Annotated in this window: 7 protein-coding genes and 3 pseudogenes; 1 reads left to right on the forward strand and 9 read right to left on the reverse strand. The window is 63.6% G+C overall.

From position 1 onward, the window contains the following. Positions 1-68: 68 nt before the first annotated feature. The 5 genes and pseudogenes from QIY50_08690 to pip all read right to left on the reverse strand — a co-directional run bounded on the left by QIY50_08690 (position 69) and on the right by pip (position 7,075). Positions 69-866, reverse strand: coding sequence for a transporter substrate-binding domain-containing protein (locus tag QIY50_08690; protein WGV23021.1), 798 nt, complete (start codon positions 864-866; stop codon positions 69-71). A gap of 251 nt (positions 867-1,117) precedes the next feature. After that, complete coding sequence (gene mdoH / locus QIY50_08695) at positions 1,118-3,691, reverse strand: glucans biosynthesis glucosyltransferase MdoH (protein WGV22240.1); 2,574 nt, start codon at positions 3,689-3,691, stop codon at positions 1,118-1,120. Continuing rightward, the gene (locus tag QIY50_08700) at positions 3,684-5,405 is read right to left on the reverse strand and encodes a glucan biosynthesis protein G (protein ID WGV22241.1); all 1,722 of its coding nucleotides are present in this window, start codon (positions 5,403-5,405) and stop codon (positions 3,684-3,686) included. Before QIY50_08700 ends, mdoH begins: the two co-directional genes overlap by 8 nt. 263 nt (positions 5,406-5,668) lie before the next feature. Next, positions 5,669-6,107, reverse strand: a pseudogene (gene dtd / locus QIY50_08705) (D-aminoacyl-tRNA deacylase). After that, a complete protein-coding gene (gene pip, locus QIY50_08710; GenBank protein ID WGV22242.1) occupies positions 6,104-7,075 on the reverse strand; it encodes a prolyl aminopeptidase in 972 nt (323 codons plus the stop codon). Before pip ends, dtd begins: the two are co-directional and overlap by 4 nt. A gap of 167 nt (positions 7,076-7,242) precedes the next feature. On the opposite strand from pip, the gene QIY50_08715 reads away from it, so the two are divergent. Further along, the gene (locus QIY50_08715) at positions 7,243-12,780 is read left to right on the forward strand and encodes an NEL-type E3 ubiquitin ligase domain-containing protein (GenBank protein ID WGV22243.1); all 5,538 of its coding nucleotides are present in this window, start codon (positions 7,243-7,245) and stop codon (positions 12,778-12,780) included. 60 nt (positions 12,781-12,840) lie between these two features. On the opposite strand, the gene hutG is transcribed toward QIY50_08715, so the two are convergent. The 4 genes and pseudogenes from hutG to hutH all read right to left on the reverse strand — a co-directional run bounded on the left by hutG (position 12,841) and on the right by hutH (position 17,968). Then, positions 12,841-13,644: an N-formylglutamate deformylase gene (hutG, locus tag QIY50_08720; GenBank protein WGV22244.1), complete on the reverse strand. Its 804-nt coding sequence runs from the start codon at positions 13,642-13,644 to the stop codon at positions 12,841-12,843. 10 nt (positions 13,645-13,654) lie between these two features. Then, the gene (hutI, locus tag QIY50_08725; protein ID WGV22245.1) at positions 13,655-14,860 is read right to left on the reverse strand and encodes an imidazolonepropionase; all 1,206 of its coding nucleotides are present in this window, start codon (positions 14,858-14,860) and stop codon (positions 13,655-13,657) included. Between the two features lie 16 nt (positions 14,861-14,876). Further along, positions 14,877-16,283 (reverse strand): annotated as a pseudogene (locus tag QIY50_08730) (amino acid permease). A gap of 151 nt (positions 16,284-16,434) precedes the next feature. Then, positions 16,435-17,968, reverse strand: a pseudogene (gene hutH / locus QIY50_08735) (histidine ammonia-lyase). Positions 17,969-18,008: the final 40 nt, after the last annotated feature.

Below are 18,008 nucleotides of genomic sequence, written 5' to 3' on the forward strand. Positions count from 1 at the left end.
CCGTAAATGCGAACGCGCAGGGTTTGCCTGCGCGTCGGGGTCATAAAGCCGGGCTTGTGGCCTGGGCCTTATTCCATGTCCTTCAGCCAGTCCTTGTTCTTGAACCACTTGTCGTGAATACGATCGTAGGTCCCGTCATGCTTGATCTGGTGCAGGAAGTTGTTGATGAAGTTGATGCTGTCGTAGTCGCCTTTCTTCAGGCCGAAGGCCAGCGGCTCGTAGGTGAAGGGTTCTTCGAGGAACAGCAGCTTGCCGGCACCGGCCTTCTCCACGGCCACCACGTTGTAGGGCGCGTCATAGACAAAGGCATCAGCCTTGCCGTTGACCACATCCATCACCGCTTCCTGCTCGTTGTCGTAGCCGTGGTACTTGGCTTTGCCGATCAGCTTCTTGGAAACCATTTCACCCGTGGTACCGAGCTTGGAAGTCAGGCGGTACTTCTCGTTGTTCAGGTCCTTGTACGACTTGATCTCGCCCGCCAGCTCCTTGCGGATCAGCAGGGTCTGGCCAACCACGATGAAAGGTTCGCTGAAGTTCAGGCGCAGGTTGCGCTCCTGGGTCAGGGTCATGCCGCTGCCGATCATGTCGAACTTGTCGGTCAGCAGGGCCGGGATGATGCCGTCATAGGCGGTGGAGACCGCCTCGAACTTGACGCCCATGGACTTGGCCATGGCTTTGAGGATATCGACCTCGAAGCCGATGATTTCGCCACGCTTGTTGGTCATCTGGAACGGCATGTAGGTCGGGTCCATGCCCACCCGCAGGGTGCCGCGCTTGACCGCGTCATCGATGGCGCCGGCCTGGGCCGCTGTCACGGCGACCAGGGCGGTGACACCGACCAGCAGTCGCGAAAGGTATTTCTTGATCATCACCAAGTCCCCTAGCAAGAAAAGTAGCGAATCTTATTGTTGGCATGGCCCTGGCGGCCGATGCGTCATATCGAGGGGGATGCTAACGCATGGCGGCCCGGGGACCTAGAGCCGGGGGGGACTTTGTTGGCCAAAATAGAGGGAAGGCCCTAAAAGCTTCGCGGGCACGCCCGCTCCCACAGGTACTGCACAGCCGTTGAGGCATGCGCTGTACCTGTGGGAGCGGGCGTGCCCGCGAAGAGGCCCGATCAGGCGCCGACGAGTGCCGGTTGGCCTTCATTCTCCGGATGCAGCGGCAACAGCGGCGAATGCGGGTCGTTCTTGATCGACGCACGCCACACATCGATCCACGCCGCGTTGTGCTCGGCCCACACTTGCTCGTGCAGGCGGGTCAGCGCCACCGGGTCGCTGAGCAGGGCCAGGCGGGTATTGAGGTCCAGTCCTTTCGGCCCGACTTCGATCGCCTTGGCCACGCGCTCGGCACGCAGTGCCTCGATCGGTGCCGCCTGACCATGACGGGCAGTGGCCATGGCGCAGGCCAGGGCGTTCTGTCGCGGGTCGACCACAGCCCGCACGAAACCGTCATGCAGGGCATGCCAGCGGTTTTCGTGGGTGTACTGGTCGGTGGCCAGCAGCTCTTGCGGGGTGGCGTATTCCTCGGGGATGAGGAACAGCTTCTCGTCCTTGGCCGCCAGGCCCAGGCGGGTGCGGCTGGAGATCACCGAAACCGGGATCGACAGTACCAGCGAACCGACGATTGGCGCCAGCCACCACAGGAAGCTCGGGTTCAGCCAGGCCACCAGCGCCGCCCAGGCAATGCCCAGCAGGGTCTGCGGACCATGGCGGCGCACCGCTTCGCTCCACGGCGTGGAGTCGTCGTCACGCTGCGGCGAGTTCCAGGTCGCGGCCCAGCCGAGGAACGCGGCCAGTACGAAACGGGTATGGAAGATCATGCGCACCGGTGCCAGCAGCATGGAGAACAGCATCTCCATCAGCATCGACAGGGTGACCTTGATGCGCCCGCCAAACTCGGTCGCGCCCTTGGCCCAGATCAGGATGACACTGAGCAGCTTGGGCAGGAACAGCAGCACGATGGTGGTGGAGAACAGCGCCACGGCTTTTTCCGGGTGCCACTGCGGCCACAGCGGGTAGAGCTGGTACGGCTCGATGAAGTACTGTGGCTCCATCAGCGTGTTGGTCGCCAGCAGCGCGGTCGACAGCACCAGGAACAGGAACCACAGCGGCGCCGACAGGTACGACATCACCCCGGTAAGGAACACCGCACGGTGCACCGGGTGCATGCCCTTGACCAGGAACAGGCGGAAGTTCATCAGGTTGCCGTGGCACCAGCGGCGGTCGCGCTTGAGCTCGTCGAGCAGGTTCGGCGGCAGTTCTTCATAGCTGCCTGGCAGGTCGTAGGCAATCCACACGCCCCAGCCGGCGCGGCGCATCAGCGCAGCTTCGACGAAGTCGTGGGAGAGGATTGCACCGGCGAACGCCCCCTTGCCCGGCAACGGCGCCAGGGCGCAGTGCTCGATGAACGGCTTCATGCGGATGATCGCGTTGTGGCCCCAGTAGTGCGATTCGCCCAGCTGCCAGAAGTGCAGGCCAGCGGTGAACAGCGGGCCATACACGCGAGTGGCGAACTGCTGCAGGCGCGCATACAGGGTGTCCATGCCCGAAGCCTTCGGCCCGGTCTGGATGATGCCGGCATCCGGGTTGGCTTCCATCAGGCGCACCAGGCTGCTCAGGCACTCGCCGCTCATTACGCTGTCGGCGTCGAGCACGACCATGTACTTGTATTCGCCGCCCCAACGACGGCAGAAGTCGTCGAGGTTGCCGCTCTTGCGCTTCACCCGGCGTCGGCGGCGGCGGTAGAAGATGCGGCCAAAACCTTTGGTTTCGCGGCACACGTCCAGCCAGGCCTGCTGTTCGGCCACGGCGATGTCGGTGTCGTTGGTGTCGCTGAGCACGAAGAAGTCGAAGCGGTCGAGGTTGCCGCTGGCGGCCACCGACTCGAACGTTGCGCGCAGGCCGGCGAACACGCGCGGCACGTCTTCGTTGCAGATCGGCATCACCAGCGCGGTACGCGCCTCGGGCGCGATCGGCTCGTTGCCTGCACTGCTACCCGAAATCTTGTATTTGTCACGCCCGGTCAGCAACTCGAGGAAGCCCATCAGCGCGGTCCAGAAGCCCGCCGATACCCAGCAGAACAGGATACCGAACAGAACCAGGATGGACGTCTGCAAGGCATACGGCCAAACCTGCACCACGGTGTCCCACAGCGGCTGGTTGACGACTTCGTCAAAGTCCACGAACGACCAGCCCTGGTACGGCAGGATGCCTTTCATGTACCAGCCGGCAACAATGGTCTGGCCGATCATCAGCGCCAGCAGGATGTAACGGCGGATCGAGCCGACCGTGCGCCAGCGGGCCGGCGGCAGCTCGCGCTTGGGCGGCTGCGGGGCGTTGGTGCGGCCGGTCATGCGCCGCCACATGCGGATCAGCACGTTGGTGCGCCACGGCTCGGGCACGACCTTGGTGCGCTTGATCGGCGGGGCGATTTTCAGGCACAGCCGGCCGCTGCCGTCGACGCCAAGCATTTCGGCGTCTTCCAGCTCGGCGGCGCTGCCTACGGTCAGGCGCGGGCCCACCGAGGCCTGCACGGCCTCGGCAGAGCTGGCGGCCGGGTTGGCCGCCAGGCGTTGGTGCAGCTCACTGAATGACGTGCAGCTGGCGAGTTCCGCCCGTTGCTCGTCGCTCAGTGGTAGGTGGGCCAGGTACTCGCGAAGCGATTCCGGCCTTGCGCTTGAGTTACTCATCGGCAGGCAACTGATAGCTCCAGGTCTCGGTCAGCACCTTCTCGGTGGTGGCCGGGGTCCCGTTGGTGGGCGCCGCATCGGCGGCAGGTTGTTCGGCCTTGGCGGCTTTCTCGGCCTTGGCTTGCTTGGCTGCAGCCTTGTCCTGCTTGGCGTCCTTGGCAGGCTTGGCGGCTTCGACCGGCACGTCACGCACCAGCGCGGCACGCATTTCGGTCGACTTGTTGGCTTCCTTGACCTTCAAACGCAGGGTCAGGCGCCAGCCCTTGGTCTCAGGGTTATAGCGCAGGTTGTTCTCGACCACCTCGGCGTTGTCGCCCACGCTGATCTGGCTGCGCACGGCGGTGTCTTCCGGCAGGGCGGCCAGCGCCGGGCCGGCGAAGTCGACCAGGAAGGCCACGCTGCCGTCTGGCTGGCGGATCAGGTTGGACTGTTTGACGTCGCCGGTGGAGCGCAGGGTCTGCTTGACCCAGCCCAGCTCGGAGGCCTGGAACTTCGGCTCGTCGATGGTCCAGTGCAGGCGATAGGCATACTCGAATGGCTTGCCTGGCTCAGGCAGCTTTTCCGGGCTCCAGAAGGCCACGATGTTGTCGTTGGTCTCGTCGGCAGTCGGGATTTCGACCAGGTCGACGGTGCCCTTGCCCCAGTCACCCTTAGGCTCGATCCAGGCGCTCGGACGCTTCTGGTAGTTGTCGTCGAGGTCTTCATAATCGCTGAAGGCGCGCTGGCGCTGCATCAGGCCGAAACCACGCGGGTTCTCGACGCTGAAGTTGCTCACGGCCAGGTGTTTCGGGTTGTTCAATGGGCGCCACAGCCACTCGCCGTTGCCGGCATGGATCGACAGGCCTTCGGAGTCGTGCAGGGCCGGGCGGTAGTTGAGGACCTTGGACGGCTGGTTGGGGCCGAACAGGTACATGCTGGTCAGCGGGGCAATGCCCAGGCGGCTGACATGGTCACGCAGGAACACGCGGGACTGCACATCGACCACGGTGTCGTTGCCAGGGCGCAGGGTCAGCTTGTAGGCACCGGTGGAGCGCGGCGAGTCCAGCAGGGCGTAGATCACCAGATGCTTGTCGGCGGGCTTGGGCTTCTCGACCCAGAATTCGGTGAAGCGCGGGAACTCTTCGCCCGACGGCAGCGCAGTGTCGATGGCCAGGCCACGGGCCGACAGGCCGTACACGTGGCCCTTACCGACCACGCGGAAGTAACTGGCGCCAAGCAGGGTCATGATCTCGTCCTGCTTGTCGGCCTTGTTGATCGGGTACAGCACGCGGAAACCGGCGTAACCCAGGTTCTTGGTGGTTTCCGGATCGTGCGGCACGTCACCGAACTCGAAACGGCTCGGGTCGTACTTGATTTCCTCGACCTTGGTGGCGGTGACCTGGTTGATCTTCACCGGGGTATCGAAGTGCATGCCCTGGTGATAGAACGACAGTTTGAACGGGGTCTTGTCATTGGCCCACTCGGCCTTTTCCTGCAGGAAGTGAATCTTCTGGTAGTCCGCGAACTTCATGTCGCGGAATACGGCCGGCAGGTTGCTTTTCGGTGCGTCGTACTTCTGGCCGGCCAGATCCTTTGCCTTGGCTGCAACATCGTCAAGATTGAATGCCCACAGCTGGCCCGCGCTCATCAGGCCGACCAGTGCCACACTGGCCATCAGGGCCTTGCGCAGCCCGGTTCCGGGGATTCTTGATGCTTTTTGGGGACTAACAATCACGAGCAACCCTCGCCGAAAACAGATCATGAAACCAACGGCCAGCGACAAATGCCGGGTTGGCGAGCACTGTTCGGACCCCGTGAGGGCGTAATGATTCCCCAAACGGATCCAGACAATACTCGAGTCAGAGTGAAACGAACCTGCGAACGCAGGTCCATGCAGCGCGCGATTATCCAGCAGGTCGCGTGACAACGCATCAGGCTGGAACAACTATTTATCGTACAAAACCCCTTGTTTTCCTATAAACAAGGGGTTTTTCGACCTCATATTTGTAACATAAAAGTCACGGGGCCATCATTGACCAGGTGCACCTGCATGTCTGCACCAAATTGGCCGCTGGCCACGTCGGTATGCCGGGCCTTCGCCTGCTGCAAAAGATAGTCGAACAACTACGGCGCCAAGGGCCGGTGGCGCAGCCGTCGAAAAGCTCGGGCGCATGCCGTTGCGGGTGTCTGCCGCCAGGGTGAACTGCGACACCAGCAACAAACCTCCCCCGACATCCTTGAGCGACAGGTTCATCTTGCCCTGTTCGTCGCTGAACACCCGGTAGTTCAACAGCTTGTGCAACAGTTTGTCGGCCTGCTCACGGGAATCTTCAGGTTCGACGGCCACCAGCACCAGCAAACCCTGGTCAATGGCACCCACCACCTCCCCCGCTACTTCCACCCGTGCGCCGCGCACACGTTGCAGCAGGCCCCTCATGCTTCTTCCAGGGGCAGGTCGAGCAGGCGCCGGGCCATCTGGTCGGCGGCGCGCACCAGGGCATCGGTGATGCCTGGCTCGGAAGCCGCGTGGCCAGCGTCACGGATCACCTTCAGTTCGCTGTTCGGCCAGGCCTGATGCAGCGCCCAAGCGTTGTCCAGCGGGCAGATCACATCATAGCGGCCATGCACGATCACCGCCGGCAGATGCGCGATTTTCGGCAGGTCGCGAATCAGCTGATCCGGCTCGAGGAAAGCATTGTTCATGAAGTAGTGGCATTCGATGCGGGCGATCGACAACGCGCGCTGCGGCTCGGAGAAGCGATCGACCACCAGCGGGTTGGGGCGCAGGGTGGCGGTACGGCCCTCCCAGGTGGACCAGGCCTTGGCCGCGTGCATCTGGGCGATCTGGTCGGTGCCGGTCAGGCGCTTGTGGAAGGCCGACACCAGGTCACCACGCTCTTCCGGCGGGATCGGCGCGATGTAATCCTGCCAGTAGTCGGGGAACAGGCGGCTGGCGCCTTCCTGGTAGAACCACTGGATTTCCTGTGGCCTGCACAGAAAGATGCCGCGCAGGATCAGGCCATGCACCCGCTCGGGGTGCGTCTGGGCGTAGGCCAGGGCCAGGGTGGAGCCCCATGAGCCACCAAACAGCACCCACTTGTCGATGCCAAGGTGCTCGCGAATACGCTCCAGGTCCTCGACCAGGTGCCAGGTGGTGTTGTTCTCCAGGCTCGCGTGCGGCGTGGAGCGGCCGCAGCCGCGCTGGTCGAAGGTGATGATGCGGTACAGCGTGGGGTCGAAGTAGCAGCGGCTCTGGGCATCGCAGCCTGCCCCCGGGCCACCGTGGATGAATACCACCGGCAGACCTTCTGGCGAGCCGCTTTCGTCGACATACAGCACATGCGGCGCTTCCACGGCCAGATCGTGCCGGGCGTAGGGTTTGATCTGCGGGTACAGGGTCTGCATTGCGCACTCCGTGTGAGGATTATTCGGCCGTGGGCCATCATAAACCTGAATTGCGCTTTCAGCACCGTCCTCTCTGACACGTCCGCTGCGCAGCGGCAGACATATCTACCTCCCACAGGCCAGACAACCCGCTGATAGTCCCTTGCCCTATCATGCGAGGCCGCAATATGCCAAACCCAGCGATTTCCCAGCCTGGCGTTCATTACGCCACCATCGAACGCAAGATCCCCGCCTGGCTCAAGCTTGCAACGCCCGAAACCCATCGCGCGATGCGCAACTGGCAGCAGGCCCACGCCTGGTTGCCGGCAGCCATCCAGCAGCAACCGGACGTCGCCAAGGCTTGGCAGGAAGAACATGCACGCCACCGCGAGCACCAGGCGCAGGTGCACAAACTGTTCGAGCGGCTACCAGACCTGGAAACCTACGCCAGCGAAACGCTGACCAAGGCGATCAAGCAGCGCTTCGGGCTTGACCTGGACGTACGCAACACCTACCTGGTCGATGCCCGCCTGATCGATAGCCGTAACGCGATAGACAGCCGTCAGGCGATCGATCGGGCCACCCGTTCGCTGCTCCACTGCGCGCTGCACAACTTCGACCAGGCCGCCGCTGGGGAGCATGGCATGGATGCGCCTGACGCCTTGCTGAAAAAGTCGGTCATGCTCGATCACCGCCGCTTCATGGGCACGGTGCCGATCAGCAACACGCTAGACATCACCGCCGAAGCGTTTGCCGACTTGTGTCGCGCCCTGGATATCGGCGGCAAGTACCATGAGCAGGTGCATGCCATCTACTACCCAGCGGGCATGCCGCGAGCAGACGCCGACCAAGCCGCACTGGCCGTCTATGAAACCTTGGGGCGCGCCGAGGTTTCGGCGTTCAGGCAATCGCTGCATTTCGCCCGGCTCAAGGGAGACATCAGCGAAACGCTGTACTCCGCCGCCCTTGCCGCGCCCCTTGACCAGCCGCCATCGGCCAACTCGGAAGTAACGTTCAGCTTGCTCGATTTGTGGGAGGCGGAACTGACCGGAGTCGTGCTCGTCACCCTGCAGGCAGCCGATCAACAGGCGGTAGCCCTGTATATCCCGGAAGACGGTACGCTGCCCCTCAAAGAGTTCACCAGCCAGGAAGCCTTGCTAGCCGAGCTCGGCGAAAGGCTGCAGGCCGATATCCACTACCTGGACAAACACATCGGCGACCGCGATAAACCATCAGTCATCGCCCGTCTCAAAGATCGGCTCACGCCTCTGGGCTGGAGTACCCGAGGGATCCACGAGCCTGTTGCGGACCTGCATGCCGCCCTGTATCCGGTGGCAAAACCATTCAGCCATGCGTTCCAGGGCGTCATGGCCTTCCAGAAAACCCAGCGCCATGAACAGGATGTGCTGTTTCATGCCATACCAACCGAGATCGTCGACCGGCGCACCGCTCAGGCGCACCGGGAATTGATAGCGGGGCGCGTGCTGACCGCCCTGAACATCGCCGGGTTCTTCGTGCCTGGGCTGGGTGAGGCCATGCTGGCCGTGTGCGTGACTCAATTGGCCTTCGAGGTGTATGACGGCATAGAGGCCTGGGAAAACGACGAGCGCGACATTGCCTATGGCTACCTGGTCGATGTGGTCGAGAACGTGGCGCTGATGGCGGCGCTCAGCGCGACAGCCAAAGCCTTGAGGGGCGCAAAGGGCGGTGAAGCCGGCGCTGCCGTGGAGGGGCAGGAGACTGGCGCCAGCGATGATGAGGAAGCAGAAATAGAGCGTATTCCGGTGGAAACGCCATCATTCATCGAGGAACTGGAAGATGTGGAAACAGCCGATGGCCAGGTTCGCCTGTGGAAACCCGACCTGGCGCCCTATCAGAGCAGCGAGAGACTGCCCGAAGGCCTGGAAGCAGACGCGTTGGGCCTACGCCAGCACAACGGCAGGCACTGGCTGGTTGTGCAGGGCGAGCAGTACATCGTCGAGCAGGCCGCAGCCACCGGCGAGTATCGCCTGCAGCACCCGCAAAATCCTCGGCGCTATCAACCACCCGTACGGCACAATGGCGCCGGGGCCTGGTTGCTCGGAACGGATCGACCGCTGAGTTGGTCAGGCATGCAGTTGTTGCGTCGTATCGGCCACTTGAACGCGCATTTCGACGAGACGACCCTGCAACGCATCGTGGCCCTCAGCGGCAGCGATGAAGACCAACTGCGCCGGGCCCTGGCGACGAACCAGCGGCTGCCAGCCTTGCTCGAGGATACCCTGCAACGCTTCAGGCTGGACGAAAGCCTCCGCCTGCTACCCGATACCAGCACTCGCTCAGCCGAATTCCACAGGGCTTACAGCACCTTGCCGATTACCCTCGCACCGGGCGCCGAAGCCCTCCAGCGGGTTTACCCCCAACTGCCGGCGGTGGTCGCCAACGAACTGACACGCGCCGCCGGTACCAGCGAACTGCAGTTGCTCGAAAGCGGCAAGGTGCCGCTGCGCCTCAGCGAAGAACTTCGTGTCTACCGGCAACAAATCCGTCTTGCCCGCGCCTACGAAGGGCTGTACCTGCCCTGCGTACCGAACTGGGACAGCGACCGACTGATCGTGCATACCCTGGCGCAGCTACCGGGCTGGCCGGCCGAAACCCGGGTGAGGTTGCTGCAGCGCCTGTCGTGGCCGGCTCAGGACTATGAGCTGGGCCCGCTGGACGGGTATCCGTACAAGACCATTACCCATGCCGAGGCAGGGTATATCGTTCACGACGATAGCCAGCCAGGTGCAGCCATCAGCCTATACCCAAGCCTCTACGCGGCCTTGTACAAGGCGCTGCCGGCAGCCATGACCGAAATGCAAATCGCCGACCAGCAGGCGCTCGAACGCCTGGTCCAGGAAAGCCCGTTGCTACCCCGACCGGAACTGCGGGCACTTCTGGGCATGCAACCGGTGCGCCCCGGCTACCGCTCGCCCATGCGCCTGGCCGATGGTCGCCTGGGCTACCCGCTCAGTGGCGGCGGCGCGGCCGCACAAAGCGTTACCCGTCAACGCCTGCTCGAAGCCGTCGAAGCCACAGGGCTGGTCACGCATACCGGCCGCTCGGCAGACCAGATTCTGCTGGCACTCACCGGCACCGGCCGCACACCGCAGCAGATCCTCGAACACCTGCAAGCGTTGCTTGAACAACGCAACGAACTGCTAAGCCGGCTGGATGACTGGAGCGAAGCCATTTCCCCGGCAACCAATCAGGCAGCACGCGACTACGACAACCTGCGCAAAGCGATCCTGCAACATTGGTACGACGTCGCGCTGGATGAAAGCGCCGGGCATACCGCCGAGCTACGCATTACTCGCGTTCCTCTGGCCGACGTTCCTCTGACATTGCCCGACTTCTTCAATACTCGCGTGCGCAGCCTCAGCCTGGTCGACCTGCCTTCGGGGGCCCTGGCAGGCTGGGCGCAGAACGAACGCCTGTTACAACGCCTGCTCAGGCAGATGCCACAGATCGAGTCCCTGGAAATCAGCCGGGCCTATGACCCCAGAGCCACACCATCGTCCTTCCTGTTCAGTATTCCTACCATTACCGAGGCCCTGCCCGGCTTGCAGCGGCTGACGTTTACCAACCAGAACATCGCGCTGTCCGAAAGCGATCTGGGCCTGCTGTCGGGGCTCGGCCAATTGCGCTACCTGGACTTGAGCGGCAATCGCGTGGCACAGAACAACAGCCCGAGTTTCCACGAACTGTCCCTGGATTACCTGGGCCTTAACCAGATGCAGTTGTCCCAATGGCCCATCGGCATTGGCAGCGATGCCCTTGGGCGCATCGCCCACTTGTCCCTGCGCGACAACAACCTCAGGTCGTTGCCTTCGTTCCTGCTCAATGAAGCAGGCAGCATGGCCACCCCGCCAGTAATTTCGCTGCAGGGCAACAGCATCAATGAAAACGACCTGCAGCGCTTGCTGCTCAATGAGCGCATCGACATGTCCGGTATCAGCACCGACCAGTCTGCCGCACTCACCGAGCAGCTGACCCGTATCCGCAATGAGCGACAGCAGATGCGTGATGCTATCGATGGCTGGGCCCACGCCTCCAGCTCGAGCAACCCGCTGACCCAGGAAGCACTGACGGACAGGCAGCGCATCGGAACTGCGATCAGTGATTTCTGGCAGCAGCAGGAGCGGGGGCAGCTGTACCTGCGGCTGCAACTCGAGGACGTGGCCATCGAGCATTTCCCCCGACGGCTTCCAGCGTTCTTCGGCGAGCGCGTACGGGCGCTGAGCCTGACCCGTCTGCGTGGCAGCGCTTCGCAGCTCGATGAACTGTTACGGCGCTTTCCCAATGTCACCCGCTTGACCATCGATGGCCATCAGGCAGCGACCCCCGCACTGGCCTCTGCCCTGGCGTGCCTGCCGCAGCTCACTTTCCTGGAGTTTCGCAACATGGGCCTGGAAATCGACCAGTCCATGCTGGAAGTCTTCGCGGGGCTGGAACAGCTCACCTCGATAGACCTGTCCGGCAACCGTGTGGGGACCATCAACCAGGTGCCCGCACAGTTATCCCACAACCTGCAATCGCTGGCGCTGACCAACATGAACCTCCAGGCTTGGCCAAGCTGGTGTGACAGCCTGCTGCCCCTCGAGCTGCTTGACTTGAGCTCGAACAATATCAGCCAGTTGCCCGAGCACATCCTGTCGAACCTGAACAACCCGATGCCGATTTCGTCGATCGCGCTGTTCGACAATCCCTTACCACTCGATACCATCCTGCGCGTGCGGGCATTCTCGGACAGCCAGCACAGCTACTCCTTCGCCCTGGATATCCCAGGCAACCTGCAGTTGGTCGATTCCTCGAGCGAAGGCTCCCTGGATCACCCTCACTTCCCCCTGCTCGGCGACGATACGCCCAGGCTGGAGGACTGGATGCTCGGCAACGAGGCACAGAACGAGGCTTTGCAGGACTGCTGGGCACGCCTGGAGGGCAGCGACCTGTTGCGCTTGGTGGGCCGGTTGCACAATGCCGCTCCCTACGCCGATCCCAAAACCCGAACCACCTTCTGCGAGCGGGTGCGCCTGATTCTGGTAGCAGCAGTCAGCAACGAGATAGAACGCGCAACGATGGAGCAGATCGCCGTGGAAGCCTTGCCTGACCCTGTGACCAAAGTGGTGCCCACCTGCCATGATGGTGCACTGCAGACGTTCAACAATATCGAACTGTACCTGATGAACCAGCGCCTGCTGATCGACGCTGGCGATACGCTGAAAGCGCTGCGCCGACGGCTGTTGCAACTATTCCGGATCAATCAGCTGGAGGAACTGGCCAAACACAGGACTGGCTCGGGTGACAAAGTCTCGGTGAGCCTGGCCTACCGCCGCGAACTGGCCAAGGAGCTGGACCTGCCGATTTCCGACCGCATGCGTTTCCGAGGTGCCGCGAACCTGGCGGCCGGTGAGCTGGCCAGCGTGCTGGAAAAGGTCCGCCAAAGTGAACTGAGCGATGCACTGATCGACTATATGCTGGCAAATAGCGACTGGACCACGCGCCTGCGCATCGAACATGCCGATCGTTTTGGCGAAATAGATACACGCTACCGCATGCGCGTGCTTGAACTGGCCAGCAAGGACCACCCGCTTCAGGACGAGTTGAACCTGCAGCAAGGTCTGCTGGAAGACAAGCAACAGGAAGAGCGCGAGCTGCTGCGTGAACTTACCCTCGCGCAGATCAACAGCAACGCTGGCAACTGACGCCGGCTGACTGGCGACGCGCATGCCCTGCATCGCGTCGCCGCTTTCAACCGCAGAAGGTTACCGCCCGTACCGCTCCGCGCCCCACGCCAGCAGTGCCTGCAACAGCCCCCTCAGTACCTGCTGCGTCGGCCGGGCCAGGTCTTCTCGGTAGGTGAACGGCTCGGTTTCCTCCATGTAGGTGCTTTGCGCCAGCTCCAGCTGTACCGCATGAACATGGTTGGCCGGGTCGCCGTAATGGCGGGTGATATGCCCGCCCTTGAAACGCCCGTTGAGCACATGGCTATAGCCTTGCGCCTGGGCACATACCGCTTGCAACCGCTCGGCCAGTTCCGGATCGCAACTGGCGCCGTTGAAAGTGCCCAGGTTGAAATCCGGCAGCTTGCCGTCGAACAGGTGCGGAATCAGCGAGCGGATCGAATGGGCGTCCCACAGCAGGGCGTAGCCGAACTGCTCACGCAGCCGCGCCAGCTCGCGACGAATCGTGTCGTGGTAGGGTCGCCAGATCTGCTCCAGATACTGCTTGTGTTCCTCGCCAGTCGGCTCCAGCCCGTCCTTGAACAATGGCTCGCCATCGAACAGCGTGGCCGGGTACAGGCCGGTGGTGGCCCCGGCGTACAGCGGCTTGTCGTCATCCGGGCGGTTCAGGTCGATGACGAAACGCGAATACTCCGCCGCCACCACACTGGCGCCCATGTCACGGGCAAAGTCATACAGCCGTGGAATATGCCAGTCGGTGTCCGGCAGGCTGCTCGCCCGGTCGACCAGGCCGTCTCGTACCGCCGGCGACAGTTTCAGGCCGGCATGCGGCATGCTGATCAGCAGCGGCAGGCGGCCCTGGTGAAAACTCAGTACCTTGTCCATCGTGCCTCACTCAGTTGGAAATCTCGTAGCCCTTGCGCACCACGCGCTTGGGCAGGTCGCCGCCCAGCCAGTAGGCAAGGTCAGCGGGGCGTTCGATCTGCCAGGCAACGAAGTCGGCGACCTTGCCCACTTCCAGCGAGCCGTGGCTGTCGCCCAGGCCCAGCGCCGTGGCGGCGTGCACGGTGACACCGGCCAGGGCTTCTTCCGGGGTCATGCGGAAACAGGTACAGCCCATGTTCAGCATCAGCCGCAGCGACAGCCCGGGCGAGGTGCCCGGGTTGAGGTCGCTGGCCAGGGCAATCTTCACGCCGTGACGGCGCAGTGCATCCATCGGCGGCAGCTGGGTTTCGCGCAGGAAGTAGAACGCGCCCGGCAGCAGCACGGCGACCGTGCCGGCTTTTGCCATGGCAATGACGTCGTCCTCGGTCATGAACTCCAGGTGGTCGGCCGACAGCGCCTGGTAGCGCGCCGCCAGGCTGGAACCGTGCAGCGACGACAGCTGTTCGGCGTGCAGCTTGACCGGCAGGCCCAGCTCGCGCGCCTTGATGAACAGCCGCTCGACCTGGGCCGGGGAAAACGCCAGGTGTTCGCAGAAGGCATCAACGGCGTCCACCAGGCCCTCGGCGGCCAAGGCCGGCAGCATTTCGTCGCAAATGTGCGCGATGTAGTCGTCGGCCCGGCCGGCGTACTCCGGCGGCAGGGCGTGGGCGGCCAGGCAGGTTGCACGCACCGCCAAAGGCAGTTCGTCGGCCAGGCGCCGGGCCACGCGCAGCATCTTGCGCTCATTGGCCAGGTCCAGGCCGTAGCCGGACTTGATCTCGAGGGTGGTCACACCATCGCGCATCAGTGCCTGGACCCGCTGGCGAGCACTGGCGAACAACTCGTCCTCGCTGGCCGCGCGGGTGGCCCGCACGGTGCTGGCGATGCCACCGCCCTGTGCGGCAATTTCGGCATAGCTCACGCCCTGAAGGCGCTGCTCGAACTCACCGCTGCGGTTGCCGCCGAACACCGCGTGGGTGTGGCAGTCGATCAGCCCCGGGGTGACCCAGGCACCGCCCAGGTCCACCGTGCGCTCAGCCTCGACCGACGCCAGCTCGGTGCGCGGGCCGATCCATTCGATCAGCCCGTCACGGGTGACGATGGCCGCGTCCTCGATGGCCGAGTAACGGCCCTCGGCCATGGTTGCCACATGGCAGTGCTGCCAGACGGTTCTCATGCACAATCTCCTTTTACTAGCGGTGCAACTCGGCAGGCTCTGCTACCGGCTGGCCCTGCCCGGCGCGTGGCTTGCACCACAGCAGGTAGGACGCCACCAGGAACACCACCCAGACCACGCCGACAAACAATGCCGCCTGGGTATCCGGGAAGTAACCGAGCACGCCAAAGATGAACACCATGAAAGCAATGGCCATGGCCGGGCCGTAAGGCCAGAACGGTACCGGGAACTGCAGCTGGGCCACCTGTTCACGGCTCATGCTGCGGCGCATGGCCACCTGGGTGAGCAGGATCATCAGCCACACCCACACGGTGGCGAAGGTGGCGATCGAGGCGATCAGCAGGAACACGTTCTCCGGGATCAGGTAGTTGAGCAGCACGCCGATCAGCAGCGCAGCGCCCATCACCACCACGGTCATCCACGGCACGCCATGTTTCGCGACAGCTTGCTGAAGCCGCGCGGGGCGTGGCCTTGCTGAGCGAGGCCGTACATCATGCGGCCGGCGCCGAAAATGTCGCTGTTAATGGCCGAGATCGCGGCGGAAATCACCACGATGTTCAGCACCGCGGCGGCGGAGCCGATGCCCAGGTTGCTGAAAATCTGCACGAACGGGCTGCCCTGGCTGCCGATTTGCGGCCATGGGTACAGGCACATCAGCACGAACAGGGTGAGCACATAGAACAGCAGGATGCGCAGTGGAACGGCATTGATCGCCTTGGGGATGACCCGCTGCGGGTCCTTGGCCTCACCGGCAGTGACGCCGATGATCTCGATGCCGCCGAAGGCGAACATCACCACGGCAAAGGAGGCGATCAGGCCACCCACGCCATTGGGCATGAAGCCACCATGGTCGAACAGGTTGCTGACACCCACGGCATGCCCGGTGCCTACCTGGCTGAAGCCGAAGGCCATGATGCCGAGGCCGGCCAGGATCATCGTCCACGATGGCGCCGACCTTGAGCAGCGACAGCCAGAATTCCATTTCGCCAAAGACCTTGACGTTGCACAGGTTGAGGCCGCCGATCAGGAAGACGATGCCCAGCACCCAGATCCAGCGGGCCACTTCCGGGAACCAGAAGCCCATGTAGATACCGAAGGCGGTGACATCGGCGATGGCGACAATGACCATCTCGAAGGCGTAGGTCCAGCCGAGGATAAAGCCTGCCATTGGGCCGAGATAGGTGCTGGCGTAGTGGCCGAACGAGCCGGCAACCGGGTTGTGCACAGCCATTTCGCCGAGGGCGCGCATGACCATGAACACCGCGGCGCCGCCGATCAGGTAAGCCAGCAGCACGGCCGGGCCGGCCATCTGAATGGCCGAGGCGGAGCCGTAGAACAGCCCGGTACCGATGGCGGAACCGAGGGCCATGAAGCGGATGTGGCGGGCACTTAGCCCGCGTTTGAGACCTTGAGCTTGTTGCATGTCACGTCCTTAAATTGTTTTTGTGGTCGTGAGATCGAAGGGGCTGCCTTGCAGCCCTTTCGCAGCACAAGGCTGCTCCTACAAGGGAGCGCGTCGCCTTGCAGGAGCAGCCTTGTGCTGCGAATGGGCCGCACGGCGGCCCCAGGGGGCATTACAGGCTTGGCAGCACACCCGCCGGCAGCAGGCCAGTCAGGCTACCCTTGGCCAACAGTTCCACGGCCTTTTCGATGTCGGGCGCGAAGAAACGGTCACGATCGTAGTGCGGCACTTCGCTGCGCAGCGCCTGGCGCGCCTGCTCCAGCTTGGCCGAAGTCTTCAGGCCCTTGCGCAGGTCGAGGCCCTGGCAGGCGCCCAGCCACTCGATGGCCAGCACGCCACGGGTGTTTTCAGCCATTTCCCACAGGCGCTTGCCGGCAGCCGGGGCCATCGACACGTGGTCTTCCTGGTTGGCCGAGGTCGGCAGGCTGTCGACGCTGTGCGGGTGCGACAGAGCCTTGTTCTCGCTGGCCAGGGCAGCTGCCGTGACCTGGGCGATCATGAAGCCGGAGTTGACCCCGCCGTTCTCCACCAGGAACGGCGGCAGCTGGGACATGTGCTTGTCCATCATCAGCGAGATGCGGCGCTCGCTGAGCGAACCGATTTCGGCGATGGCCAAGGCGATGTTGTCGGCGGCCATGGCCACCGGCTCGGCGTGGAAGTTGCCACCGGAAATCACGTCACCTTCGGCCGCGAACACCAACGGGTTGTCCGACACGGCGTTGGCTTCGATGCCCAGTACCTCGGCAGCCTGGCGCAGCTGGGTCAGGCAGGCGCCCATGACCTGCGGCTGGCAGCGCAGCGAGTACGGGTCCTGGACCTTGTCGCAGTTCTTGTGCGACAGCGACACTTCGCTGGAGTCGCCCAGCAGGTCACGGAAGCAGGCAGCAGTGTCGATCTGGCCGCGCTGGCCACGCACTTCGTGGATGCGCGCATCGAACGGCGAGCGCGAGCCCAGTGCGGCTTCGACGCTCAGGCCAACCGCAGGCGATGGCGGCGGCGTACAGGTCTTCACCCTGGAACAGGCCACGCAGGGCATAGGCGGTGGACGCCTGGGTGCCGTTGAGCAGGGCCAGGCCCTCTTTGGCGGCCAGGGTCAGTGGCTCGAGGCCGGCGACCGCCAGGGCTTCGGTGGCCGGCAGCCACTGCCCTTTATAGCGGGCCTTGCCTTCACCCAGCAGCACCAGCGACATGTGCGCCAGCGGGGCGAGGTCGCCGGAAGCACCCACCGAGCCCTTCAGCGGGATGTGCGGGTAGACTTCGGCGTTGACCAGGGCGATCAGCGCGTCGATGACTTTGCGACGGATGCCGGAGAAGCCACGGCTGAGGCTGTTGATCTTCAGTACCATGATCAGCCGCACCAGGTCGTCATCCAGCGGCGCGCCGACACCGGCGGCGTGGGACAGCACCAGCGAGCGCTGCAGGTTTTCCAGGTCGTGGCTGGCGATGCGGGTCGAGGCCAGCAGGCCGAAACCGGTGTTGATGCCGTAGGCGGTACGGTCTTCGGCAATGATCTGTTCGACGCAGGCAACGCTGGCGTCGATGGCCGGCGCGGCGCTGGCGTCCAGTTGCAGGCGCACGGGCGCGGCGTGGATGGCGCGCAGCTGGGCCAGGGTCAGGGTGCCGGGCTTGAGGGTCAATTCGGTCACTTTACTACTCCAATCGCGTGGAGCCGCAGGCCCGTTTCTG

Origin of the sequence: Pseudomonas putida, from assembly GCA_029953615.1 — a bacterium.
Lineage (GTDB): Bacteria > Pseudomonadota > Gammaproteobacteria > Pseudomonadales > Pseudomonadaceae > Aquipseudomonas.

What these genes read in the sequence shown, in the direction of transcription:
- mdoH (WGV22240.1), bottom strand. Translation starts at nt 3,691, where the DNA reads ATGAGTAACTCAAGCGCAAGGCCGGAATCGCTTCGCGAGTACCTGGCC.
- pip (WGV22242.1), bottom strand. Translation starts at nt 7,075, where the DNA reads ATGCAGACCCTGTACCCGCAGATCAAACCCTACGCCCGGCACGATCTG.
- QIY50_08715 (WGV22243.1), top strand. Translation starts at nt 7,243, where the DNA reads ATGCCAAACCCAGCGATTTCCCAGCCTGGCGTTCATTACGCCACCATC.
- hutG (WGV22244.1), bottom strand. Translation starts at nt 13,644, where the DNA reads ATGGACAAGGTACTGAGTTTTCACCAGGGCCGCCTGCCGCTGCTGATC.
- hutI (WGV22245.1), bottom strand. Translation starts at nt 14,860, where the DNA reads ATGAGAACCGTCTGGCAGCACTGCCATGTGGCAACCATGGCCGAGGGC.